The organism is Parashewanella sp. 2304DJ23-3 (genome assembly GCF_056591695.1).
In genome coordinates, this window is record NZ_JBWQOH010000001.1 from 1,039,577 (window position 1) to 1,065,969 (window position 26,393).

General features: G+C 39.9%; 22 protein-coding genes and 3 tRNA genes. 9 read left to right on the top strand and 16 right to left on the bottom strand.

What is annotated here, in order from left to right; translation table 11 throughout:
- Positions 1-47: 47 nt before the first annotated feature.
- Positions 48-1,688: a phosphoethanolamine transferase gene (locus AC1EU2_RS04565; protein WP_480296806.1), complete on the top strand. Its 1,641-nt coding sequence runs from the start codon at positions 48-50 to the stop codon at positions 1,686-1,688.
- 79 nt (positions 1,689-1,767) lie between these two features.
- Here the strand turns inward: AC1EU2_RS04565 and AC1EU2_RS04570 are convergent, their stop codons facing one another.
- From AC1EU2_RS04570 to AC1EU2_RS04580, 3 genes are all read right to left on the bottom strand, one after another.
- On the bottom strand, positions 1,768-2,406 hold the full coding sequence (locus AC1EU2_RS04570; RefSeq protein WP_480296807.1) for an HAD hydrolase-like protein: 639 nt from the start codon (positions 2,404-2,406) through the stop codon (positions 1,768-1,770).
- Positions 2,406-3,599 (bottom strand): DUF418 domain-containing protein, encoded by a 1,194-nt coding sequence (locus AC1EU2_RS04575; protein WP_480296808.1) that lies wholly within the window; start codon positions 3,597-3,599, stop codon positions 2,406-2,408. The genes AC1EU2_RS04570 and AC1EU2_RS04575 overlap by 1 nt, the downstream gene beginning before the upstream one ends.
- Positions 3,600-3,942: 343 nt before the next feature.
- Entirely contained in the window at positions 3,943-5,139 is a 1,197-nt protein-coding gene (locus tag AC1EU2_RS04580) for an MFS transporter (RefSeq protein WP_480296809.1), read from the bottom strand.
- Positions 5,140-5,239: 100 nt separating this feature from the next.
- Between AC1EU2_RS04580 and AC1EU2_RS04585 the strand changes: the two genes are divergently transcribed.
- Positions 5,240-6,022: an AraC family transcriptional regulator gene (locus AC1EU2_RS04585; RefSeq protein ID WP_480296810.1), complete on the top strand. Its 783-nt coding sequence runs from the start codon at positions 5,240-5,242 to the stop codon at positions 6,020-6,022.
- Here AC1EU2_RS04585 and AC1EU2_RS04590 read toward each other — a convergent pair.
- From AC1EU2_RS04590 to AC1EU2_RS04610, 5 genes are all read right to left on the bottom strand, one after another.
- Positions 6,006-7,190 carry an MFS transporter gene (locus AC1EU2_RS04590; RefSeq protein ID WP_480296811.1) on the bottom strand — a complete coding sequence of 395 codons (1,185 nt, stop codon included), beginning with the start codon at positions 7,188-7,190 and terminating at the stop codon, positions 6,006-6,008. The genes AC1EU2_RS04585 and AC1EU2_RS04590 overlap by 17 nt on opposite strands.
- Before the next feature lie 107 nt (positions 7,191-7,297).
- A complete protein-coding gene (locus tag AC1EU2_RS04595) occupies positions 7,298-8,413 on the bottom strand; it encodes a hypothetical protein (RefSeq protein WP_480296812.1) in 1,116 nt (371 codons plus the stop codon).
- 92 nt (positions 8,414-8,505) lie between these two features.
- Entirely contained in the window at positions 8,506-9,411 is a 906-nt protein-coding gene (locus AC1EU2_RS04600; RefSeq protein ID WP_480296813.1) for a helix-turn-helix transcriptional regulator, read from the bottom strand.
- On the bottom strand, positions 9,412-10,257 hold the full coding sequence (locus tag AC1EU2_RS04605) for an ABC transporter six-transmembrane domain-containing protein (RefSeq protein WP_480296814.1): 846 nt from the start codon (positions 10,255-10,257) through the stop codon (positions 9,412-9,414).
- A gap of 140 nt (positions 10,258-10,397) precedes the next feature.
- Positions 10,398-11,459, bottom strand: coding sequence for a hypothetical protein (locus AC1EU2_RS04610; protein WP_480296815.1), 1,062 nt, complete (start codon positions 11,457-11,459; stop codon positions 10,398-10,400).
- 296 nt (positions 11,460-11,755) lie between these two features.
- On the opposite strand from AC1EU2_RS04610, the gene AC1EU2_RS04615 reads away from it, so the two are divergent.
- Complete coding sequence (locus tag AC1EU2_RS04615) at positions 11,756-13,327, top strand: BCCT family transporter (RefSeq protein ID WP_480296816.1); 1,572 nt, start codon at positions 11,756-11,758, stop codon at positions 13,325-13,327.
- 36 nt (positions 13,328-13,363) lie between these two features.
- Here the strand turns inward: AC1EU2_RS04615 and AC1EU2_RS04620 are convergent, their stop codons facing one another.
- From AC1EU2_RS04620 to orn, 6 genes are all read right to left on the bottom strand, one after another.
- Complete coding sequence (locus tag AC1EU2_RS04620; protein WP_480296817.1) at positions 13,364-14,086, bottom strand: 3'-5' exonuclease; 723 nt, start codon at positions 14,084-14,086, stop codon at positions 13,364-13,366.
- A gap of 15 nt (positions 14,087-14,101) precedes the next feature.
- On the bottom strand, positions 14,102-15,982 hold the full coding sequence (locus AC1EU2_RS04625) for a DUF294 nucleotidyltransferase-like domain-containing protein (RefSeq protein WP_480296818.1): 1,881 nt from the start codon (positions 15,980-15,982) through the stop codon (positions 14,102-14,104).
- A 204-nt stretch (positions 15,983-16,186) separates the two neighbouring features.
- A tRNA-Gly gene (locus AC1EU2_RS04630) sits at positions 16,187-16,262 on the bottom strand.
- A gap of 19 nt (positions 16,263-16,281) precedes the next feature.
- Positions 16,282-16,357 (bottom strand) — tRNA-Gly (locus AC1EU2_RS04635).
- Positions 16,358-16,376: 19 nt separating this feature from the next.
- A tRNA-Gly gene (locus AC1EU2_RS04640) sits at positions 16,377-16,452 on the bottom strand.
- A 115-nt stretch (positions 16,453-16,567) separates the two neighbouring features.
- Positions 16,568-17,113, bottom strand: a complete 546-nt coding sequence (orn, locus tag AC1EU2_RS04645; RefSeq protein ID WP_480296819.1) for an oligoribonuclease — start codon at positions 17,111-17,113, stop codon at positions 16,568-16,570.
- Between the two features lie 86 nt (positions 17,114-17,199).
- Between orn and rsgA the strand changes: the two genes are divergently transcribed.
- The 6 genes from rsgA (at position 17,200) to AC1EU2_RS04675 (ending at position 24,691) form a co-directional block, all read left to right on the top strand.
- Entirely contained in the window at positions 17,200-18,258 is a 1,059-nt protein-coding gene (gene rsgA, locus AC1EU2_RS04650) for a small ribosomal subunit biogenesis GTPase RsgA (protein WP_480296820.1), read from the top strand.
- A gap of 14 nt (positions 18,259-18,272) precedes the next feature.
- Positions 18,273-19,136 carry an archaetidylserine decarboxylase gene (gene asd / locus AC1EU2_RS04655; RefSeq protein WP_480296821.1) on the top strand — a complete coding sequence of 288 codons (864 nt, stop codon included), beginning with the start codon at positions 18,273-18,275 and terminating at the stop codon, positions 19,134-19,136.
- A 67-nt stretch (positions 19,137-19,203) separates the two neighbouring features.
- A complete protein-coding gene (locus tag AC1EU2_RS04660) occupies positions 19,204-19,740 on the top strand; it encodes an RNA methyltransferase (protein ID WP_480296822.1) in 537 nt (178 codons plus the stop codon).
- A 91-nt stretch (positions 19,741-19,831) separates the two neighbouring features.
- On the top strand, positions 19,832-23,053 hold the full coding sequence (locus tag AC1EU2_RS04665) for a mechanosensitive ion channel domain-containing protein (protein WP_480296823.1): 3,222 nt from the start codon (positions 19,832-19,834) through the stop codon (positions 23,051-23,053).
- Positions 23,053-23,739, top strand: coding sequence for a glycerophosphodiester phosphodiesterase (locus AC1EU2_RS04670; RefSeq protein WP_480296824.1), 687 nt, complete (start codon positions 23,053-23,055; stop codon positions 23,737-23,739). Before AC1EU2_RS04665 ends, AC1EU2_RS04670 begins: the two co-directional genes overlap by 1 nt.
- 25 nt (positions 23,740-23,764) lie before the next feature.
- Positions 23,765-24,691: a D-2-hydroxyacid dehydrogenase gene (locus AC1EU2_RS04675; protein WP_480296825.1), complete on the top strand. Its 927-nt coding sequence runs from the start codon at positions 23,765-23,767 to the stop codon at positions 24,689-24,691.
- On the opposite strand, the gene AC1EU2_RS04680 is transcribed toward AC1EU2_RS04675, so the two are convergent.
- Positions 24,680-25,285, bottom strand: a complete 606-nt coding sequence (locus AC1EU2_RS04680; RefSeq protein ID WP_480296826.1) for a fumarylacetoacetate hydrolase family protein — start codon at positions 25,283-25,285, stop codon at positions 24,680-24,682. The genes AC1EU2_RS04675 and AC1EU2_RS04680 overlap by 12 nt on opposite strands.
- A 154-nt stretch (positions 25,286-25,439) precedes the next feature.
- Entirely contained in the window at positions 25,440-26,315 is an 876-nt protein-coding gene (locus AC1EU2_RS04685) for an AraC family transcriptional regulator (protein WP_480296827.1), read from the bottom strand.
- Between the last annotated feature and the right edge of the window lie 78 nt (positions 26,316-26,393).

The following is a 26,393-nucleotide window of genomic DNA, read 5'->3' on the forward strand; positions in this document are numbered from 1 at the left end:
CTATTTATTCAGCACATGTATAGATTATCAAGGTGTAAGGGCACTCTATGAAGTTACTTACTATAGGAAAATCGTTATCTTATTCTAGCCTCATATTCATTATTGCTCTTTACTACACCGCAATTGTAAATATCCCCGTGTATGCCGAATTAAAAACAATCTTTGAGCATTCTCAAGAGGTAAAAATAGGTTTTATCATTTCCATACCTATTCTTTTCATAGCTGCATTCAACTTAATTTTTAATCTATTAAGCTGGCCTTATGTTACAAAACCTATCTTTGTGTTGTTATTAATTTCATCTTCAATGGTGAGTTATGCAAGCTTCAATTATGGCACGCTATTCGATAGAAGCATGATAGTGAATATTTTTGAAACAAACTCGGGGGAGGCTCTGAGCTATCTTAGTTGGAATTCAATTGGCTGGATATTTTTAATGGGCGTTATTCCCACTCTAGTACTGATAAAAACTCCTATAAATAAAAATCAAACCGTCATAAAGTTTCTATTATCAAAGTTTGTTTCAATAATTATTTCAATTGTTACAATAGCTCTGATTGCGATCTTATATTATCAAGATTATGCGTCTGTCGGCCGAAATCATAAGTCCCTAAATCGGCTTATTATTCCGACTCAATACGTTTACAGTACGATAAGGTACCTAACTAAAACGTATTTTCTGTCTCCCCTTCCATACAAAAAGCTAGGCACAGATGCAATCCAAGCTCCGACTGCTTTGATAACCGCAAATAAAAAACCGACATTACTTATTTTTCTGGTTGGTGAAACCGCAAGAGCTCAAAACTATCATTTGGACGGGTACAAGCGAAATACCAACCCTTATACCGAAAAACAAAACGTAATTGCGTTTCAACATGTGACCTCCTGTGGAACTGCCACGGCAATTTCAGTACCCTGCATGTTTTCAGCATTACCCAAAGCGGACTATGACGCCAGACGAGCATTACAACAAGATAATCTCATTGATGTATTGAATAGAGCCAAAGTAAGTACTTTTTGGCTTGATAATGATGAGGGCGATAAGGGCGTAGCCAAGCATACTCTTGAAAAAGAATTAAATACTTCTCAAGTTAATAAAGAATGCAATGGTCACTCATGTCACGATATTGCATTACTGGAGGGTTTTAAAAAATATGTTCAAACATTAACAGGAAATCGAGTCTTCTTTATGCATATGATGGGAAGTCACGGCCCAACCTATTTTCAACGATACCCTAAAAGCAGAGCAAAATTTCAACCAGACTGTCAGCGCTCAGATATTGAAAACTGTAGCATCGAACAAATCACCAACTCCTATGACAACACTATTTTATATACCGACTTTTTTATATCTCAGGTCATCAATCAATTGAAAACGATGCAAAATCAATTTAACACCGCTTTGTTCTACATTTCTGATCATGGAGAGTCTTTAGGAGAAGATGGACTCTTTCTGCATGGTACGCCTTACTCTTTAGCCCCAGACTATCAAACTCATGTTCCACTGATTTTTTGGGCATCGCAAGGGTTTGAACAAACTAAACATTTGAATCGAGAATGCTTACTTCAGCAAGCAAAAACACAGCACTTATCTCAAGATTATGTCTTTCACTCTGTTTTAGGGATTATGGATATCAAAACTAGGGTCTACAATTCCAAGCTCGATATTTTTGCAGCTTGTAGAAAATGAATGCTGGAATACTTTGCCTTAGCTTTTCGCAACAAAACCAATAAGCATTTGTGGGTATACACTCATGTAGGCATTTGCATTAAGCAGGCGAAATCAAGCACATAAGCTCATCGACGGACTTGAAAATCTGATCGGGTTGCTCATCTTCAATTTCTTGTTTTGATCCATAACCCCACAAAACCCCTGCAGTTTTCAATCCAGAATATTTTGCGGCAGTTATATCTACCGCACGATCACCAATCATTATCGTATCTTCGTCAACTAGTCTTTGGCGTTTTAGATCTACAATTTGCTGCCACTTTTCGACACCAACATCACCGCCACTGACAAACTCGAAGCAATCTAGTAAATCAAAGTGTTCAAGGATTTTAATAGCGAATCGCTCTGGCTTTGATGTACAGATCGCTAAGGAGGTATTTCTCTTTTTAAACTCAAGAAGAACAGATACAACGCCGCCATAAAGTTGGTTTTCTTTGTAACCTAATACAGCAAAACGTTCTCGATATTTATTGATTAAGGCTAGGATATGCGCCTTTTCATCAGTCTGGGTGATATCACTGAAGGTTTTATCCAACGGCGGGCCAATATATTTGGCCAGTTCAACTTGCGAAAACTGTGGATGATCAAAAACATCTAAAGCGTAATTGATGCACCTAGCGATCCCCTCTAAGGGATCACTAATCGTTCCATCCAAATCAAACAGTAACTTAATCGCCATTAAGCCAACTCAGGCTGGCGTAATTTAAGAATACTGACAAAACTGCGATACGTTAAACAGCGCCACAACCATTCCATTGGACCATACTGAAAATACTTCAGCCAAACACTGGCGATACTTAATTGTGTAACCGCAATACACAAAGTGATGAATACAAGTTCAGTCCTATCAACATACCCAAACCACGCTAAACCAACACCCCAAAATAAAAACACACCGATAACTGATTGCATCAAATACATGGTTAATGCCATTCGTCCTACCCTTGCAACAGCCTGTGCCCAACGAGCAAGCCCTGAGCCGTTCAGTAGAAGTTGTACAAATGCGATGTAACCTAACACCATAAATGGAGAGCTAATCACAATGAATGTATTTCCTAGACCAAAATATTGTTGAGGATCACTGTAATCATGAGCATAGTTATAAATAAGCCCGACACAACTTACAATGGCTCCGAATGCGATACCGATCACGGCCGATACTTTGTAAGCTTTTTGAGGCCACTTTCCGGTTAAAAAACCATTTTTATAAAGTAAAAAACCAAGCACAATCATAGCGCCTGCTCTGGCTAAAGCTGAAATACTATCCATCATTAATATCAGCAGCACCCCCATTCCCATTTCTTTACCATCTAAGGTTAAAGACGATTCAAAATCAGCAATATCTGACATAGAACCACGATAAATTTCAATAAGATGTTCGGCTTGTTCTACTGTCGGCTTAAAGAAAACAGAAATCTGTGACAACTCGGTTTGAGAAAGGTCCCCAGCCTCAAAACGTGTGCCTAATGCACCGAGTATGGCGATTGAATACAGTACGACAAATAAAATAGTGAGCCCTTTTTTTGAACTCCCAATAAACGGAAATAACACCATACCCCAAGCGGCATAGAACATTAAAATATCACCAGACCAAAGGTAATTTAGATGAAGGTACCCGAATATCAGCAGGACAAAAAGTCTGATATAAACCGTTCCTGCACCTCTCTGCTTTTCAACACAAGGCTCTGATTTAAACTTTTCATAAAGTAGAGCCAAGCCAGCACCAAATAGTACTGAAAAGATCCCCATGAATTTTTGATCTGCGAAAATATAAAATACACTAAACCAAAAGTGGTTCAGCGTATTATCGCCATGAAAAGCTTGTGGGTTGATATAAGCCGGGAATGGCATAGAAAACGCCACTAGATTCATTAAAGGCAAGCCTAAAAGTGCGAATCCTCGCAAGACATCGAGAACGTCAATCCGTTGCATAGTATTATTTTGTTATAAATTTGTGACATTACCTTAAGGTTTTCTGCTCTTAAAATCAAAAGCGAATAATAAAAAGCCTACCTATCTCACTGACGAAAATACTTCGTTTCATACAATAGCGTTAATACAAAGCGAATGTACTAATCTCAATGTCAATTAATTACTTAACGGTTAGAGGTAATAATATGCACTATGAAGAACCTAAATCGACGCGGAATGTCCACTAACAGCCGATTAAACTCTTATTAAGAATAATTTTGGTCTCAAGTTCTCCTTGGTAAACTTAGTTCACAGCACTCACTGCCTGATTAAACGATTTTCTCTTTATCAAAACCATTGATAATCCAGTCATCGCCGAAGCGATGGCAAAACAAAATAAAAGTCCAAAAAGCACTTTGAAATGACTAATAGGATCATAAGTCGAGGCTAATAACCAATAAGCTGCAGTAGCACTTCCCAAAGATAAGGTATATTTCAAAGCATAGAAAAGAGAACGCCACTTATCATGAGCATGCTTTCCAATAATAAAATCATTAATAGGAAGCTGGGCCATAATAAAGAACACACTAATACCAAGCACAACGAGTGAAATTGGAAATATGGCCAAAATGCCAAATGTAATCGCTTGTACTGTCACAATGGTAAATAAAAGTTTTTCAGCCTGAAAGCGATGTAATAACTCACCGATCACAAGCTGGGCTAGCGAAGCCACAAATAAAACCGTTGTTGCGATACCACCAATTTGCACGAGTGAATATGTTTTAAGTGTATCCTCAACACTGAGTATCTTAGGTAACCCCGTGGTTAAACTATTAAATGCTAATCCACCACAAGTAGCTACAACTAAAATACACGCAAAAATAGCTTTCATATTCACTGACTCAGTTTCAAGCGTATTTTGTTTAGTGAGACTGTTGCTATTGTTATAAGTCTTAAAGCCTTTTAAATAAAACATCCCAACGATAAAGCAAACGACTCCTGGAATAATAAAAGCCCATCGCCAGCCGAATTGTGTCGCAAAAAAACTGCTGCATACAGCTGCAATCGCCAACCCAAAGTTTCCATACACCCCATTCACAGCCAGCAGTCGTCCTGACTTTTTTGATAAGCCATAAATAATAGATAAACCCACAGGATGGTAAATCGCAGAGAATAAGCCAATAAACCCAATAGACACCATTAAGGCAAATGGTGATTGACTCAAACCAGCTGCAATACAGGCGAGCGCTGAACCAAAGAAAAAAATCGCCATTACTTTAGCTCGGCCAAGTTTATCGGCTAACCAACCTGAAGGTAAAACACCTACACCATACATGAGTGCGCCAAAACTACCCAATTTCAATAATTGTGGATAACTCATTTCCCAAGGTTTCACTAAAAATAGAGCAACGGTCGGGAATATTAAAACTAAATAATGTGTCAATAAATGGCCGATGTTCAGCAGTGAAAAGTGTTGTCGGTGATCTCTTTCCATATCCATACAATGCCTCTCTTTCAATTTATGTTTAATGTAAATTTAGAAAGAAAATGCAATCAACTCTAGCTACAATTAAGACATTAAATGGTAGTTATCGGACAAGATGAAAATTAACAGTGAACGCTATCGGTTCCAGCTACTAGGGCAGCATCATAGTGTTCAAGTAACTGGCACTCTGTATAAAACAGAACAACAAGTCACTTGGCATCAACACGATACAGCGCAATTTTTATATGCTTCAAGTGGCGTAATTAGAGTCAGGACGCAGCAAGGCTGCTGGGTTGCCCCTCCGTTAAGGGCAATTTGGATTCCCCCCAATACTGAACATCAACTCGAAATAGTAAAAACCGCATCAGTAAAAAGCCTTTATATATCAGAACAATACCAACAAAGTCATTTACCGACACAATGCCAAGTTATTACCGTATCACCATTGTTGAGAGAAATCGTTTTACATTGCCATTCACAAGAATGGCCTGTCGACACACCACAAAACCAACGACTAATTGAGGTCTTTTTTGATCAAATTACAATGATGTCAGTTGAACCACTTTTATATCCTAAAAGCGATCACCCTAAAATAAAGCTCATCATCAACCATTTTTTAGAACAACCACATGTAACGAGCTCAATTGAGCACTGGGCCAATAATTTTCATATGAGCGTGAGAAGTTTATCTCGATTGTTCAGTAAAGAAATGAATATGGGGTATCGTCAATGCCGCTTGCAAATCCGCTTAATCAGAGCCATCGAATTACTCGCACAAAATAAATCGGTAACCGAAGTGAGCTACAGTCTGGGGTTCAGTAACGAAAGTAACTTCATTCGATTATTCAAGTCTGCTTTTGCCGTAACACCAAAACAATACTTTAACTCGAACCGCTAATGCGACTCGATGATGCTAATCGATATATAAATATAGTGAAAATCATTGAAACTACGGTTACGGCACAAAGAAGTTGATACATGAAAATGAAGTCATTTGAATGCTGCAAACTTAAAGCCACCAGCCAATATGCGACAGCGGCGACTCCTAGAAAAACCGTATATTTCACTGCATAGACAGTGGAGCGCCAACTATCGTGAGAGCGTTGCCCAATAATGACATCATTAATGGTAATTTGAGCAAAAGTAAGAAAGAGTATTGCCGCTATTAATAACATAGATTGCGGCACTATGTTGAGCATTACCAACGTACCCACTTGCAACAAAACAACGCCTAACAGTAACTTTTCAGGCCGAACTCTGTCTAATAACTCCCCAATGACGACTTGTGATACGGATGCAAATAATAAAAGCCCAGTGACGATCGAACCAATATGCGTCAATGAATCAGCTTTGAATTCGTCAAACCGAGTTAGAATTTTTGGCAACCCTGTAATAAATGCATTAGAACTCAATCCACCACAAATTGAGGTCACAACGATACAAGATAAAATCTTAATGACCGCTTGTGGAGTCTGTTCATGCTCAGAGTGTGATTCAACTGGCGTTGCCTGGCGCTTGCCCTTTCCCACAGCAATGAAAACGACTCCCGCTAATATCGCAATCACACCAGGTAAAATGAATGCGATACGCCAACTAAAATAGTGTGCCAAGGCGGCAGTCCCAATCGCAGCCATGGATAAACCAATATTTCCAGCAATCCCATGTAACGCAAGTAAGCGTCCGGGTTTATCCGATAATCGATAAACTAATGCAATTCCAACTGGATGATATATCGCACCGAAAACCCCGATAGCAATCAGCGCCATACCTAACTGAGTGGGCGCTTGGCTCAAACCCGCAGCTACAGACGCAAGTCCAATCCCAATGAAAAAAATATTCAACATTTTATGGCGACCAATTTTATCGGCCAGCCACCCTGCCGGAATAACGCTCACGCCATACGCCATAGCGCCAAAACTTCCAAGCTTTAACAATTCTGGATAAGTGATATTCCATGGTTTAGTTAAAAACAATGCAGCAGTAGGAAAGATAAGAACTAGATAATGGTTTAGGGCATGCCCAAGATTAAGAAGTGCGAATTGCCGAATGGCAGCTTTTGATTTCATAGATATGCTAAATGATAAACAGTATTTATAACTGTATTGTAGAACATGTAGACCTAAGCTGAATGCTTAATCAATTACATGATTTAAATAAGCATGTAACAGTGCAATTAAGAACGTCCGTGACACAACAAACAACTGCGATTTTTATTCACAAACATATCAAACATAACTTGTTTATATGGACCAGACTTTGCAAATTGATTTAGGAACTTATCAGGATTTTTCAAGGCATCTTTAACTAAAAACTTAAATCGCCAATGGTCAAAATTAGGCGCATTTTGGCTTTTGAGCAAATAGTTCACTGCTTTTTGCTTTTGTCCCACCCTAGCGTAGGCTTCGGCAACCGTAAAGTTAACACCTGGAACAGCAAAAGGCGCAACTTTAGGATTATATGTACAGCCAGGTACCGCTTTATTACAGCCATAGCGGTCGTAAAATGCCATTATCTTATTAGGTATCGTGGTAGAAAGCGGCAAGCCTGAATAAACAGCAAGAGTGCCATAAATATTTAAACTTAAACCTGTAAGATCGCCCATATCCTCCAAATACTTCATTCTAGAAATTGTTTCATTTCCTGTATTTAACACATTTTTCCAATTATTAAACAGAGACTCTCTGGTGATGTCTAAAGTATCCTTAAAAAAAATCGTTGGGATATAGTCTGGTTGGAGCTTTAGCGAGTTTTCAAAGTCCTTTTTCATCGTAAGGTCACTTGAAATAAAAAAGTATGGCATGTTATTTTCAATCGCCATCGCCATTTCAATCATGCCTCGGTGCAGGTATAACTTCGAGCGACTCTCATCATCACTGCTGTATTGAGTCAACTTTATAGCTTGTGAAGTAACATCTAATGCATGTTGCCGCTTATCTTTTCGCCCATCGCCCAAAGCATCCCAAAGCGTTGCGTTGGCACAACGGAAGATGGCAACATCAGTCATCGAAGTCATATCAGCAGGACAAACATCATTAATCCATGGACTTTTTGACTTCGGAGGTATTATCTCTTCATGTTTATAGTAGGCAGGAAAAGTGTTATTAGCACACTTTAGTTTCTTAATATCAACATGGTATGGGTCATAAGGCGTGTTTAAATCAACACCTTGACAATTTAGTATCGGATTTTTCTTACAACTTGATAATAAACATGCAGATATTATGGCTACTAGAATGTAACCAGCCCAAATTAGATGGTGAAACTTGGTGTTTTTTTTTGAATAATTCATAGCTAATAGTATCAATATTCATTTAATTACTTTGATATTAGCTAACTCAATCTCTTATATATAAATAATAATTATATTTTATCAGTAATGGTTCAGGCTTTTCTGTAAACAGGCAGCTCAACTCGAATCGATAATGCAAAGTCTTTCGTTTTATCTAGAGCTATGATCTGCTCTATTCCATCAGCATGTTCATCAACTTGATAACCATTATTTTTGATGAACATTAACAGTGCTTTCCAAGCAGCATCGGCACCGACTAACGACTCGATAAGCACTTCCATGGAAGCGTAAAACCCCTCTTTTAATGCTGTTGACGAGGCTGTGCACTTTGTCCATGTACCCAACTTATAGTCCGTTTTCGCCCACGAATACTCAATGTCTTTCGATGCGAATAATTCAACAGCATAAAGCAATTTTTCACTGATATTGTCGGGTTCTTGTTCTCGCTTTTTTTTCAGTTTGTCACTCATTAAGGCTAAAAACCGTTGCGGATACCAATCGATTCGAAATGACAGGTTTTGAGCGAGTTGGTATTCGCTTGCATTACTCGATACAGGATGACATAGCTGAGAAAATATTTTAGAAATCTCAGCTGCACTTCCACTTTTACCTACAGCTTTAATTTGTTTAGCGGTAAGATTCAGCTCTCGCATTAACGCCTTTGCCAAAGCTTGAGATGAAGAGTACCCACTGTGTTGTGCCACTTCAGTGATAGGGATATAACCAGCAAATAATAAAATCTCGACGGCCAACCTGAGTTTTTTCCGAGTAATGAATTGCCCTGGTGTTTCAGCAAACAATTCCGAAAATTGCTTGTGAAAATGCGCCTCTGAGATCTGACACTGTTTTGCAATGTCTTGCCATCTGCACTTTTCAAGCATGGATTCATCAATGAGCTTTATCGCCCGATCAAACCGCTCTCTAACATTCGGCTCCAAATTTTCAAATAAGGACTCGATAGGCACCAGCTTTTGTGTGACGAGTTCTTTAACATCCATTTATTCATTAATTCTCTGAGTAATTTCCGATAGTCGTGACAGTGTCTGTAACACCATAGGTAGCATAATGGCGGCATCCATAAATTCAAGAGAATAGCTCATTACTGAAAAAATTGATCCTGAAGTCATCGCTTCAATGTCTGTTGCCCACACCAAGTTTATTAAGACAAAGCTAAACATGACAAAAAAGATGCTTCCATACACCCAAGCCTCAGTATCGGAGATTTTAACCTCGAAGTGATTAAGTCTTACTAAGTGCGCTTTAAGACCAGACAGAGGTAGCGTTGAAAGCACAGACACTTGTTGCTCTTTCTGATTATTCACCTTTGCGTTCAATTTATGGAATTGTTTGTGAGAGCACGCATAAATGGTAAGCATCAATAAACAGGCAATTACCGGCGTCACACCTAACTGCCAACCAAAGCTAGACAATATTACCACCGAAGCGACAAGCTGTATTACAGCGGTAAATAAAGGAGGCACCTCTTGCTCTAAAAAATCCACTAACTCTCGAGACATATCTAATCGAGCATTACGAGTCGCCACTGACTTTTCCTGCAATCGATTATCAACTTCAACGCCGAGTTCGATTCTAATTTTACCGTAAGCACGAGTATCGTAAACCCGCCTTAGAATTGAAACCGTTATCAATAGAAATATGATCGTTGCCAAAGTAATTAAGTCACTGAACTCTTTTTTTAGTAGGCTATCGATGGCAAACCCGATAAATAGAGGAATGGAGACCATCAATGCGTTCTCAATCGCCACCAATGCCCAAGTGATGATAATTTTCGCTTTGAAGGTTTTAGTGATTGACCATAGTGTGAGTTTATCTAATGATTCCATTGAATACTCCTCGAATTGAATGCGTGAGATTATTCAATGGAAGCATTAGAAAAACGTGTCCAAACCTGTGATATCAGATAAAAATTAAACTCAAGTGCAGAGTTAATTGATAAATGGATAATGAAATCAATAATCGTGATTTAAAAATAAAAATCAAAGCTTAAATAAGTCGCAGCAAAATCGCCTTCGAACACTTGACCATTTCTATCGACATACCCATTTTGATCTAAGTATTCGAGATATATCCAACCGGGACCATAGTTATAAGTAATACCTGGAGCCCATGCCGTAACGGTATCTGCCGTTGAACCTTCAGTGTCAGGTTTTGCTTGAGTCACATCAACATAAAAATTCCACTCATCCCACTTATAGCCCATTTCAAATGCTAATCTTTGATTTTTGATTTCTGAAACGGTTAAGTTTTGCTGCTGAACGTAGCTTTCAGGCAGTGTTCTTTGAGCATCAATATATTCGGCTTTAGTATAAAAATTACCAAACTCTCCGAGATAATAAAGCGCCCATGCTGAGTGTTTACCGTCCGCTTGGTTTGAAATAAGATCTTCAAGTTTCCCAGATTGAATTGAAGCGCCTATTCTTTGATTTTCAGTAAGTGGATATTGAACATCCGCAACTCCCGTTTTGACTTTACGGTAAGTGGTACTGCTTCCCCAATGGCGGTTATCATCCATGGTATCCGTTGAGGTTTTTCCCCAATCATCAGCAAGAAAATAAGCTAAACTAACATCGACCCCTTTTACTGATGATATCAATTTAATCCCTGTATCCATTTGATCACCATAACCCGCCTCTAGCATGTCGCCAGGCCAAAAATTGATGGTTTTCCACCCAAACGGTACTTGGCTTTTACCAATAAGAATTTTATTATTTTCATTTAAATCAAAGCCAATCCATGCTTTGTGCAGAGCAACATTATCGCCAGTACTGTTGTTATCCACATCAGTAAAACTTCCTGGCCCCACTCTTAATTCAGCTGAATAAGACCAGTTACCCTTATCTTTATCAGCCTTACCATCCGCATAAAGCACAAAAGCTTCATTACCTAAATTTCCGTTTGAGTCTTTGTCATGCTTTACATTCTCGTAGTTAAACCAAACCCCCCCGCTTATTTGGTTAGAACAAAATGCAACAGGCGCAACAAACAGTGCACCACAAATCATCAGTGTGCGAGAAAACAACTTCATATCTCAATTCATCATTTAGTTAGAGGGCGAATCATTTTAATGAAATTGCCTTTTGAGTTTGTGATTAGCCTCTCAGTTGCTAAAAACTTCACTTTCAATTAAACCATTATATTCCCAGTCACTAGTGACTTTCAGTATGCATTTATATACCATCGGCTCAAAGTTCATACTCAAGTCAACTTAATTAGTGTTGTGACTAATTACTCTTCTTTCAAAGCGCTTATTACTTTTTAAATTAGATAATTTTTCATTTCCACTTAAAGATGTAATGACTTGTACTCTTATCGAGATACATAATGAGTAAAAAAATTGATCGGTACAGTATCGATAATACTGACTACACCATTGGCCAAGACAATGTGCAGAAGTGGGGATTCGATGTTCACAATCCTGTTTTCGGATTCAGCATTGCTATTATTGCTCTGTTTCTAATTACCGCCGCACTTGTTGAACCAACAACAGCAAAACAGTTATTAGACGGCGTAAAATGGGACATCATCAACAACTTTGACTGGCTCTTCATTTGGTCAGCCAATTTCTTTTTGGTATTCATCATCGCCATTGCGCTTTCACCGTTTGGAAAAATACGCCTAGGCGGTAATGAAGCAACCCCAGAGCATTCAACTTGGGCATGGTTAGCCATGCTCTTCGCCGCTGGCATGGGTATTGGCCTTGTTTTTTGGGGTGTTGCGGAACCCGTTGCCTATTTCACAGGCTGGTTTCATACACCTTTGAATGTGACGCCCAATACACCAGAAGCCGCAAAATTAGCTCTAGCCGCCACCATGTATCATTGGGGGCTGCACCCTTGGGCTATTTATGGCATCGTTGCACTAGCATTAGCCTTCTTCACTTATAACAAAGGCTTACCGTTATCTATGCGCTCTGTTTTCTATCCAATTTTAGGTGATAGAGCTTGGGGCTGGATGGGTAATGTTATTGATATTCTCGCAGTGATCGCCACGCTATTTGGTTTAGCGACATCTTTGGGACTGGGAGCTCAGCAAGCTGCAGGCGGTATCAACTATGTATTTGGCATTGAAAATGGCCTTGGTTTACAAGTCGGTATCATTTCTTTCGTCACCTTAGTTGCAGTGTATTCTGTGTGGCGTGGCATTGATTCAGGCGTTAAGTTGTTAAGTAATATCAATATGATTATTGCTTTTGCTCTGCTCGCTGTCGTAACCATCATTGGCTATCATGTTTCTTTCGCATCTATCTGGACAACCTTAACAGGCTATATCGAAAACATTCTGCCGTTAAGTAACACCTTTGGCCGTGAAGATACTGACTGGCTTCATGGTTGGACAGTCTTCTATTGGGCATGGTGGATTTCTTGGTCGCCATTTGTTGGTATGTTCATTGCCCGAGTCTCTAAAGGCAGGACAATCAGAGAATTTGTGGTTGCTGTTTTATTAATTCCAACGTTGGTAACGCTCATATGGATGTCAGTATTTGGTGGTTTAGCTATCGATCAAGTGATGCATAAAGTCGGAGAGTTAGGAACCAATGGACTCACTGATATCTCACTGGCGATGTTTCAAATGTTCGACCATTTAATTTGGGGCAAATTTTTATCTGTGATTGCCGTTGCTCTGGTTCTGGTGTTCTTTGTTACCTCCTCAGACTCTGGCTCACTGGTTATTGATAGTATTACTGCTGGAGGTAAAATGGATGCGCCAGTGACTCAACGTGTGCTTTGGGCATTAATTGGTGGCCTGATTGCCGTTGCTTTGTTGTGGATTGGTGGTGCTAATGCTTTACAAGCCATGCAGGCTGCGATTATCTCAACCGCTCTGCCATTCACACTTATCTTATTGTGTATGTGTTTAAGCTTGTATCTCGGCTTAAAAACAGAAAAGTTCTAGAATTTACCTCAGTTGTTTTGGGTTTAAAGTGCGACTTTAAATCCAAAACTCTTCAATAAATGCACTTTCTGAATGATGCTTCGCAACTTGAGCTTGCAGTAATTCTGCGGTTGCAATGGCATCCGTTAATGCATGATGTGGCGTATAAGTAGGTAAGCCATAACGTTTTCGGCTTTGTTGCAACCGAACTGACGGTACTTTTTTCCCTCTCAAACGGTTCAAGAATCCAGAGGCGATTTGATGCTGGATCTGATGTTCCAATTCCAATGTATCAATAACTGGAAACTCGATACCTTCTTTCAATGCATGTAATAAGGCTCTATTAAGGAATTGCCGCTCGATGGGGTGATAATGAACCACAATCACCTTACTTTTCATCGTTTCAAGCAGTTCTGGAATCACTTTAGAAAAATCAGGTGCATCTGCAATATCATTATGCGTGATGCCGTGAATAACAATGGAGTCTGACGTCAGTTTTGTTCTTGGTTTTACTTCCCACTGCAGAGCATCTCTGAGGTAAATACGCTGTAAATTAAACGGCACTGTGCCTACGCTGATTATGGAGTCTTTCTTTGGATTCAGGCCTGTTGTTTCGAAATCCATCGCTAAGAATTCGCACTCGGATAATGGCGTATTTAGCTTGGGTAATATTGAATCAGAGTAGTACTGTTTTAGTAATGGGTGAACACAATCAGCACTTGCCGCTTCAAAACGTGTCATCCAATCGAGCTGTGGCTTTTTGTGCGTAAAACCAAACATAGAGACCTACCGATATCACTTCAAGTTCGCATTGTAGCGATACTTTAAAAAATTCTGCGCATTACTTAATATCTGAAATGCATCTTTTAAATTTCGTCGTTCAAAGTCAGATAAGTTCTCAGGCTCAATGTTATTGTCAGCTTCAATTTTACTTTCAATGTCTTTTGCTTGATGGCGTATTCTCACCATAGAAATGAACTCTAATGCGTCTCTAAGATCTTCTCCTTTCCCTTCTGGCAACACATTAGCCTCAATAACTTCATCAAGTCGCTCAAAAGAGTTATTGATTGTTGAGCCGATTGCTAACGCATGCACTCGGATAAGATCTGCTAAAGGCGCAGTTCCACGCCGCTTAATGTTAATCGAGTTATTGTGGCGACCATCTTTTTCCATCACAAAGTCTTTAAAAAACCCTAAAGGTGGGGTTCTATTGATGGCATTTCTTGCTAAACAGGCTAAGAATCGATTGTTACCTTTAGCACGACGCGAAATAAAGTAGCTCAGTTGATCTGCCCATTTTATTCGTCCATAAACACCGTCTATATCGAAAAAAATTGAAGCATTGAGTAAAGCTTGAGGTTTAGGATCATCAATCCAATTCGCAAAACGCTCTTCCCATTGTGATTTTGTCATTCTCCAGTCAGGATTGGATGCCATAATTTGCCCTGTGCAATGAGGGTAGCCACACTCATTAAGTGCATCACAAACAAAAGTCGAAAACGCTGAAAAATAGGCACCGTGCTCAGACTCTCGATAATGCTCATCAAGTATTATGGCATTATCTTGATCAGTTACGATCGTTTGTTCATCCCTTCCCATCGAGCCTAGAGCGATAAAGCAATACGGAATAGGTGGTTTGCCAAGTGATTCTTCTGCTAACTCAATAATACGTTGCTTGATGCTACGCCCAATCACTGACATTGCGGTACCAATCATGTGACTATTTGCATCTTCATTTACCAAGCGCACAAAGCTTTCTTTTACTTGATAAGCAACGTCTTTGAGCTCTTCAACACTTTGTTGCACAGAGATATTATTCACCAATAACAAGGTGTTTTGAGACTCGTAATGTACGATGTCCGCTGTCGTCACAATGCCTATCGGTTTTTTATTTTTGATAACAGGTAAATGATGTACTTGATTACGGAGCATCATCATCATTGCCTCGTAGACATATGCATTATGATCCAGTGTCACAACTTCTGTTGTCATTACTGTGGCGATTTCGTTATCAATACAAACCCCTTTAGCTAAAACACGAGTACAGAGATCTCTGTCTGTAATGATACCAATCACAGAGTTTTGTTCAGTATCTTGCGCTTCAATCGTTGGATCAAGAACCAATAATGCAGACTCATTATCATTGGCCATTTTCTCTGCCGCATCACGAATACTTTGATGCTTGTTGATGTATGCGGCTTCATGAGTCAACAGGGTTTTGACTTTGGAATTGGTTAGATCATTTTGCTCATTGGATTCAATAACCGCCTGCCGCAATCGAGTGTTATCTTCAACTTCAACAAAATCAGCAAAACTATCAAACTCATCATAGAGTTCTTGAAAAAGTACCTCTGGAATACAATAAATAAGTGTGTCATCGATGGCTTTGGCTGGAAAACGTACCTTATTATGGGTCAGTAACCCCATCTGGCCGAATATCGCCCCTTCATCCAAACGATTATACAGCTCACCACTACGGCGATAGACCTCTACAGCACCACTTCTCACCAAAAATAGATCATGAATGTGATCGCCAAACTCAATAATTTTTTTACCTTCACTGAAGTATGCAATTTCAATTTGGCGTGCGATGTTCGTCACTGTGCCCTCGGGTAAGGCATTGAAGGGTGGGTACTCATTTAGAAAATTAGAAATTTCTATTAATTCAGCTTCCATGGGCGTCTGAAATACTGGGGAAGATAATGTGAGTGTGAGCTTTTAAAGGTAAAAAAACAAGCTAAGGTACTTGATAATATAGGGATCTGAGATGGACAATACAGTTGTTCCACTTTTTAGCGGATGCATCAATAACATTGTCATTTAGCAAATTATTATTTGAGGATTAAAGCTTAAGAATTTGAGAGTTTGAGAGTTTGAGATTGGAGCGACATATCAGGTTCGAACTGATGACCTATACCTTGGCAAGGTATCGCTCTACCAACTGAGCTAATGTCGCATCTCGGTTTGAATTTGATTGGAGCGACATATCAGGTTCGAACTGATGACCTATACCTTGGCAAGGTATCGCTCTACCAACTGAGCTAATGTCGCAATCAAATTTGTTTAGAATTGGAGCGACATATCAGGTTCGAACTGATGACCTATACCTTGGCAAGGTATCGCTCTACCAACTGAGCTAATGTCGCAATCTTTTAATTCTAAACTCTATCGAAGTATTGGTGTATCCCCGAAAGATGAGGCCGCATTATAGGGCTATTTTAAAATGACGCAAGCCCTATTTTAATACTTTTTACTGTTTGGCTAAATTTTAAATACTTTGCTGCGATAATAAACTAATTCTGCGATGGATTCTTGAATATCCTTTAACGCTTGGTGTGTATTTTCTTTTTTAAAGCCTTTTTGGATATCTGGCTGCCAACGATTCACTAACTCTTTAATCGTGCTGACATCGATATTGCGATAATGGAAATAATCTTCGAGTTCGCGCATGTATTTATTCAAAAAACGGCGGTCTTGGCCAACACTGTTACCACAAATAGGTGACTTACCTGCTGGGACAAAAGCTTTCAGAAACTCAATCGTCTCCTTCATTGCTTGCTCTTCAGTATACTTACTGGCTTTTACACGCTCAATTAATCCAGACTGGCCATGATGCTTTTGATTCCAATCATCCATTGCATTCAAAACTTCATCACTTTGATGAATCGCAATCACTGGACCTTCACCAATAATATTTAATTCTTTGTCCGTCACTAAGGTCGCAATTTCAATAATACGATCCGTTGCTGGCTCTAAGCCTGTCATTTCCAAATCAATCCAAATTAAATTGCTGTCATTTAGTGACATTCTTGCTACTCCAAGTCGGGAAATATCTTAAAAAAAAATGTATCATACGCTTTTTTGAATAAACTAAAAATCACCTTAGGAATCTTGTGAGTAAAAAGAAGCCCCTAAGCAAAGGTCAATTACGACGTATGAAGGCGAATCACCAGAAGCGCCTACAACGTAATAAAGAAGCACCTGCTGCGGAGATTGAAAGCGAAAAGTTAGGCCCAGAGCAACCAGGTCGAGTGGTTTCTCGTTTTGGTCAACATGTTGATATAGAGATTGCTGGCGGCAATGTCTACCGCTGCAATATTCGTCGTAATATTACTAGCCTTGTTACAGGTGATGATGTCATTGTGCGTATAGCCGATGAAACTCAACAGTCTCAAATTGCTGGTGTTGTAGAAGCAGTTCAGCCTAGACGTTCGAGTTTAAGTCGTCCCGATTTATACGATGGTGTTAAGATCATCGCTACCAATATCGATCAGATCTTAATTGTCAGTTCAGTGGTCCCCGTATTCAGCAGCCAAATCATTGATCGCTACTTGGTTGCAGCAGAAGATACTGAAATACAACCCGTTATTGTACTCAACAAGATTGATTTACTGGATGGTGAACTTAAAGAACTTTTAGAAGAGTCACTGCAAGTTTATGAAGATTTAGGTTATCAGGTTTATCAAGTTAGCAGTCAAACTGGTGAGGGTGTTGATGAACTAAAAGCACTACTCGCAGACAAAGTTAACGTATTTGTAGGCCAATCCGGGGTTGGTAAGTCCTCACTTATCAATGCATTATTGCCTGATGCTGATTTACTCATTGGTGATGTTTCTGAAAACTCTGGCTTAGGTCAGCATACGACTACCGCAGCAAAGCTTTTGCATTTAGAAGGCAGCGGCGACTTAATTGATTCGCCAGGTGTACGTGAATTTGCATTATGGCACTTACCTGCTGAAAGAGTCGCTTGGGGTTTTATCGAGTTTCGAGAATTCTTAGGTGGTTGTAAATTTCGTGATTGTAAACACCAAGATGATCCAGGCTGCGCTATCCAAGAAGCCTGTGAACAAGGTAAAATCGACGAAGAACGTCTTGAAAATTTCCATCGAATTATCGCCAGTTTAGATGAGCAACGTCATGCTCGTCAATTCAGAACTGGAAAAGAACTATAAAGGAAAGTACAACAGTGGATAAAGTAAAAATCGCACTTCAATATATTATGCCTAAGCATCTGATTTCGCGCTTAGTCGGAAAGTTGGCTGCGGCTCAATTGGGTAAAGTCACTACGTTTTTTATTTCGTGGTTCATCAAGCAATATAAGATTGATATGAGTGAAGCTCAACAATCCGACCCAAAGGCTTATAAATCATTTAATCAATTCTTTACTCGCCCTCTTAAAGTGGGTATTCGTCCACTTTGTGAAGATGAAAATATGCTGGCACACCCAGTAGATGGTGCAGTGAGCCAATTAGGTCCGATTGAGGCGGGTGAGATTTTCCAAGCAAAGGGGCATTCTTATTCAACGTTGGCTTTACTCGGCGATCAGCCACAAGACGCTGAGCGCTTTGAAGATGGCGATTTTGCAACCATTTATTTGGCACCTAAAGACTATCACCGTTTACATATGCCGATTAAAGGTACGTTATCTAAGATGACCTACGTTCCGGGTGATTTATTTTCAGTAAATCCATTAACTGCAGAAAATGTTCCTGGGCTGTTTGCTCGTAACGAACGTGTGGTAGCCATTTTCGAAACCGAAGTTGGACCAATTGCAATGGTATTGGTTGGTGCAACGATTGTTGCCAGCATTGAAACCGTTTGGGCTGGCACGGTAACGCCACCAGCGGGTAAGCAAGTATTCACATGGGAATACCCAACGGAAGGTGAAGATGCGATTACCCTAGAAAAAGGCGCTGAGATGGGCCGATTTAAACTAGGCAGCACCATTGTGATGTGTTTTGAAAAAGGCGCTATTGAAAAGTTCGCTGACGATGTTGAGCCACAGTCAATCACTCGAATGGGCGCACCTTTTGCGCATATTGCTAGATAAAACCACAATGCCACACCAGTAAAAATGGTGTGGCAAACATAAAAAATGTTCTACTGAGTATTATTCAATGTCCCAGCCTTTTGTTGCTATCGGCTTACAGAACCCTAAAACACCAATTAATGTTGATGGCATTATGCGGGCTTGTGGTTGTTATCAGGCGAATGCTGTTTTCTATACGGGTCGTCGCTATGAACTGGCGCTAAGATCAAGCCCTCAGTATCAGGTTGATACTAAAAAAGCCGCACAACGTATCCCAATGAAGAAAGTCGAATCGCTGTTAGAAGCCGATATACCTGAAAATTGCAGCTTTATCTGTGTCGATTTTGTCGAAGGCGCTACGCCACTTCCTGAGTTTGAACACCCAGAGAATGCATTTTATATTTTCGGCCCCGAAGATGGTACGGTTCGACAAGAGTTAGTCGATAGAGCGGATGCTGTGGTTTATGTACCAACAATAGGTTGTATGAACTTGGCGGCTTCAGTTAATGTTTTACTTTATGACCGCTTGTCTAAAGCATCAAGTAAAAGCTCAGATTCACTGAATCACAAAAAACACATCCAACAAAATCGCGATACCAATAACAGGGTGAAAGTTCGTAACTAAATTTAATGAAATATACTTAAATTAGTCATACCAAATTCATGCTAAGTTATCTAATATTAAGGCAGTTTTTTATTTGAATTAAATGCCGTAAATGAAACGTGTATATTGGTTGTGCACTCTACTTTCACTCTTTCTGATTTTTACTTCTGCTACCGAAGCAAAAAATGCTTTGGGCATTAATAAGCAGTTGGGTATAACTTCCCAACAAGGTGACAAAACCGCTTCTCCTGACAACATGCAGCATTCCATTGAGCAAAGCATTGCTCAACTTGAAGCGCAAGCAAATGACTTTGAGCAAGTACAAGTGAGCTTTGAACAACAAAAAAGCGAACTCGAAAAGCAAATTGTCCATGCTAATAAAGGGATTTCGATTAAGCGAAATCATGACCTTAGCCAACAAGCTTCTCAAGCTAACTTTGACTTAACGGATTTAAAGCAACAGGAGTCAGACTTATCCCAGAAAATTACTGAACTGCTTGATAAGCGCAATGAGCTTCCAAATGAAATTCTTAGTGCCAAGAATAATCTAAACCAGCATAAGAAAACCATTCTCGCCCCAATTGGCACACCTACAGGCCAACTGCAACAAAAGAGACGTGAGTTATATCTACAAAGTATTGATACTTTAGAAGCTGATTTTGCCAGCTTACCTGTTCGTCTGACATTAACTCAGCTAGAGCTGCAAATGGTCAGAATAAAATTAACGAATCAAGAAAAGCTGATTGAATCGCTTAATCAAAAGTTAAGTCAACAAAGACAACAGAAAACGGCAGAAACGATAGCGAAAGCCATTAATGTTAAGACGGACATTAACGACCCGGTTGCCGAACAACTTAACACTCAAAATCAATCTCTTGCGACTTCTTTAATCATACTAACGGACAAAATAAACCAGACTGTCAAGCAACAAGAAAAAGCTGAAAATTTATATCAACTACAATCGAAGCAGTTAGCCAATATAAAAGAACAACTTTCTTGGGTAACCTTAAATTCGACTTTTGGTGAGCATTTTTTAAAAACGCTAGAATCGCTTCCAAAACCGCCGAACATAACAAAGTTACAAACTCGACTGTCGGATAACCGCTTAAAGCGTTACAACTTGAGTCAGAAACAAGCTCAAAATAAGGATCGCTTGGCCGCCAGTTTAGCGCTTACGCTACCGCAACGAGAATTATTGGAAGCACAAATCTCACTGACGACGAAACTCTTGCTTGAATACGACCAGTATTTAAGTGAGCTCAATCGTCTCAAAGTGAGCTACAACCAATTGATTGCCCAGCATCAAGAGCTCGCCAGTATCCTAAATGAGCAACTTTTTTGGGTCCCAAATGCCAGTACGATTGGCAAACAGTGGTTCATCGATATTGGTTTGAGCTTCCAATGGTTATTAACTCAAGCTCCCTGGAATGATCTCAAGTATTCTTGGGAAGAGCAGCAAAGTTATTGGCTGTTGTGGATGCTCATTTTAACTCTCTGCACCGTCAGCCAAGATTTAAATCGAAGCCGTTTCCGCCGTGTTTTAAGAGCGAATATGGATCATGTAGGGAATGTAACTCAAGATACTTTCAGCGCTACGTTTAAAACCTTATTGACGACGATTGGTTACAGTCTTTTAAAGCCAACATCGGTTATTTTAGCTGGTGTGCTTATGCTGCATTCAGAGCGTAATATCGTTTACGCAACAGGTGGGGCACTGTTCGGCATTGGACTCTTTTATCTTCTGCAAAGGTTAGTGTATGTATTTACTTTGCCTGAAGGATTACTGGTTGGTCACTTCAAACGACCGCAAGAAATGGTTGCACGTGGTTATCAATACATTAAGCGTTTTTATTACATCAATATCGTACTCATCGGCACCCTTGCTTTCACCCAATTGATCGATGAATCTCTACTGCGTAACAGCCTTGGCCGTGGTGCTTTTATCCTAATTTGTTTGCAACTCTTCTTTCTTGTTCGTCACTTGAATCGTTTAATGGAAGACTATAAGCAACAAAGCGATAAAACCAACGCCAGACTGTTGCAAAAAATGCTCTGGAGGGCGCTATCCGTAGCCCCTCTTGCCGCAACGGTATTATCCTTTATGGGGTATTATTTTTCTGCTTACCAAATGATGCAGCAATTAGTGCTCTCGGTGGTCATTGCGCTTGGTTTCTTAATGCTATACCAACTGATAAAACGTTGGATGTTGATCGAGCGTCGCAGAATCGCTTTTGAACGGGCCAAAAACAAACGTGCAGAAATACTGGCACAACGTGAAAAAGGTGAAACCGTTAACCAAACTGAGAATAGTGAGTTTTACGAAGAGCCTGAAGTCGACCTTGAAACCATTTCAAGCCAATCGTTAGGTCTAGTCCGCTCTTTGCTATTACTTGGCTTACTCGCCAGCTTGATTGGTTTGTGGACCCAAACTCATACCGCATTATTCTCATTTTTTGACGGGATCACATTGTGGAGTTCAACTGCGACGATAAATGGTATTGAGCAACAGATCCCGATCACCATCAAGTCCCTACTCTATGGCATCATCATCTTTGGATTCTCGATGATGATAGCCACAAACCTACCCGGCTTATTAGAATTAACGATTCTACAGCGGCTTGAGCTCTCTTCTGGCACTGGTTATGCGCTCACGACTGTTACTCGGTACTTAGTTCTGTTTTTCGGAAGTTTAATTGGCTTTAATACATTAGGCGTCGAATGGTCAAAACTGCAATGGTTAATTGCCGCACTCTCGGTAGGATTAGGTTTTGGCTTACAAGAAATCTTCGCCAACTTCATTTCAGGTCTGATTATCCTATTTGAAAAACCAGTACGCATTGGTGATACCGTTACCATTCGAGAATTAACCGGCACTGTCAGTAAAATTAAGATCAGAGCAACAACGATCATCGATTGGGATAGAAAAGAAATCATTGTCCCCAATAAAGCGTTTATAACTGAACAGTTAGTGAATTGGTCTTTATCTGATCCCATCACTCGTGTCACCATTCAAGTTGCGGTGGCAAGGGATTCCGATCCCGCCAAAGTAGAAGCAGCGTTATACCAAGCGGTTGAAGAATGCCAACATACGCTCAAAACGCCAGAACCTGAAGTCTGGTTTGCAGGCTTTGGCAAGCACACCCAAGATTACGAGATCAGAGCTTACGCCACTGACATGACAACGCGTTGGCCATTACGTCACGAACTTCATAAAAAGATCACCAAAAAACTCAAGGATAATCATTTAGAATTGGCGTATCCTCAGATGGAAATTCACCTCAACACAGGCATTCCCAAAGAGGCCAGTTTGGCTCAAGGGATGATTAAAAGCTGATGAAGATATATGCGCATCGTGGTGCGAGTGGTTATTATCCAGAGAACACCCTTTTGGCTTTCGAAAAGGCGGTTCAAATGGGTGCGTCTGCCATTGAGTTAGATATTCATAATGTTGATGGTGAACTGATCGTATTTCACGATAGACGTATTGATAAGCTCACTCAGCAACAAGGCTTACTTTCTGACTTAACTACGAAAGAGATTTTAAGTCTCAGTATTGAAGATCAAACCATTCCAACACTCTGGCAAGTATTAAACCTTGTTGCTGGACGATGTGAAGTCAATATTGAGTTAAAAGGTTTTAACACTGTAAAACCACTTATTGATCTCTACCCTAAGGTATTGTCCAAACTAAATTTTCAGGCGAAAGATTTGTTATTCTCATCGTTCAAGCATTTTGAATTACAACAGCTCAAACAAGCCATACCGGAAGCCAATATTGCACCATTGATTGACGGCGTTCCATTGGATCTCGCACAAGCCGCAACTACACTTAATGCTACAGCCGTCAACTTATCACTAAACTTTGTCCATCAAACAATGGTTGACGATGCTCATCAACGTGGAAAATTCGTTAACGTGTTTACCGTGAACCATAAAGAAGATATGCAAATGCTTGCGGACATGGGCGTAGATGGTATTTTTACCGATTATCCAGACAAAGCTTTGGCTTTCTTTAAGTAAGTACTCTCTAGAATAGGATCGATCAATGTCCAATAAATTGTTATTGCTCACTCAAAGTAACGAAAAATACATCGAGCTATTAACAAAGCAAAATTTACCCGAATTAGAGATTGTCGATGATACGCCTGAGCATATTGCTCGCACCAACATTTGGCTTGCTGACCCACCTTTAGCAGCCCCGCTGCTGGGTATTGGTAAAAGCCTAAAATGGCTTCAGGCTACCTATGCGGGTGTTGATAAGTTAGTTTCAATCAAACAACGTTCAGACTATTTACTCACCAATGTGCGTGATATTTTTGGTCCAATGATGAGCGAATATGTATTTAGCTATTTGATTTCGCACTTACGGCACCACAGCTCATACTTTAACAATCAAAAAGAACAAATATGGCAACCTTGTTCTGATCAACAATTGCGAAATAAAACGATGCTGATCCTCGGCACAGGATCGATTGGTCAACACTTAGCTCAAACAGCAAAGCTGTTTGGTATGAAAGTCATTGGAGTCAGCCGCTCTGGTGATAAAAAAGCCAACTTCGATGAGTGCGTGAATATTTATCAACTCGATGAGCAGCTCCCTTATGCAGATGTAGTGGTATCCGTTTTACCAAGCAGCCCGCAAACTTACGACATTTTCGATTCCGCTCGTTTTTCAAAGATGAAAGAGAGTGTCATTTTCTTTAATGTTGGGCGCGGCAATGCCGTTGATCTAAACGATCTCAATGTAGCGCTAATTGAGCGATCAAATATGCTTGCAGTGTTGGATGTGTTTAAGACTGAGCCTTTAACAAAGCAAGATGAGATATGGCAAAGAGATAATGTTGTCATCACACCTCATATTGCAGCTCCAAGTACACCAGAGCAAGTCGTCGATATCTTTGCCGAGAACTATCGTCGCTGGTTAAAAGGTGTAGATTTACAATACCAAGTTGATTTTAAGTTAGGCTACTGACCAAACAGCTTCAACCAGCTTTTGATCTCCGTTAAACACAGTACCAATGAAGCTATCACCTTGATGTACAGCGCCGACACCTTTCGGCGTTCCTGTCATAATGATGTCGCCATCGAGTAACTCGAAATCTTGTTTTATCGAATCCAAACATTGGTGCGGTTTAAACATCATCAAATCAACAGTTCCATGCTGTATAAGCTTGCCATTGATATGAAGTGTAAAGCTGAGTGTTGAAAGATCTTCTGGCAGACTCACAAATTTACTGAATACTGCAGATGCATTAAATGCTTTTGCCCTTTCCCATGGCAGCCCTTTTGACTTAAGTTGCGACTGTAAATGACGTTTGGTTAAATCAATACCAAAGCTCACCGCAGCAAACTTGCCATCTTTAATCAGAAAGCAAAGCTCACCTTCATAGTGCAAATCATCACACCATTGTATTTCAGTGCTCAATGCGGAATTGGGTTTAATGAAAATAACAGGCTCGTCGGGGATTTCATTATTCAATTCATGAATATGCTCAACATAGTTTCGACCAATACAAACAACTTTAGATGGGGCAATATGCTGATGCTTGAATTTAATGAAATGCAAAGAGTTATCTCAATTGAGCCAAAAGATATCGCATAATACTACAATAAAAGTTAAGAAAAACAGCATGAAGGTGATTTTTAGTAAAGGAAACCGTAAACACAGTTTCCTGAAATGCACTAGAAAGGTGGTACATTAACCTATAAAAACTCATTCATTAAACTTGAGCTTTGCGGCTTTCACCAGGTCCATAACCAAAGTGACGTTTATAAGCCTTAGCGAAAGAAGCATCACTTTGATAACCAACATCAATGGCCACTTCAAATACACTATCTCCTTGCCTTAAACGCTTTTGAGCTTCAGAAAGTCTTAATTGAGTGAGGTAGTCCATGACACTGGTACCAAAATACTCTTTAAAGTACTTTGCAAAACTGGCTCTAGAGTAACCGCCAGTGTCGGCTAAAGATTGCGTTGTCCAATTATTCGCAATATCTTGCTGAATCGCTGCTAATACTCGACTCATTTTCGCATCTTGCAACGCTTTGAAGTAGCCAGTTTGATTGTCTACTTGCGCTAACATTCTCAAGACGGCGATAAAAAAAGCTTCACTCAATCGTGACAGTAAAATACTGCTTGAATCCAGTCCTGACTCTGCTTCAGCGACCAACGCTTGAATTAAATGGCTGGTTAAGCCATTCGTGTCTTTTGCCTTTAATACGATACAACTTGGTAACTGCATCAATAATGGATGAGCTGAATCTTCCGCAAAATCAAAAAAACCGCACACCAAGCCAGTGCTATTGTCGATGGACTTTTCAATAGGATGACTGATGAAAGGAGCACCTAATTCAGTATCAGGGGTATCAGCAATAACATGTTGGGCATCATGGGGGAAAATAACCATATCGCCAGCAACAAGTTCAATGCCTTTTAACTCATGAGCGTGTAAGTAAGCTTTACCGCTAGAAATAAAGTGAAAACTCGCAAGCCCAGAACCTGAAGTATCTGTAGACCATGTATTGCACATCCGTGCACGATGAAAAATCGTTGCATTGAGATGAAAACGATTCAAGACTTGTTCCAGTAATTTCATCGATTAATTTATCCCTAGACACTCGAACATAATTTGCAGACGGATGAGCATACCGCACTCATGATGCTTTATCTAATA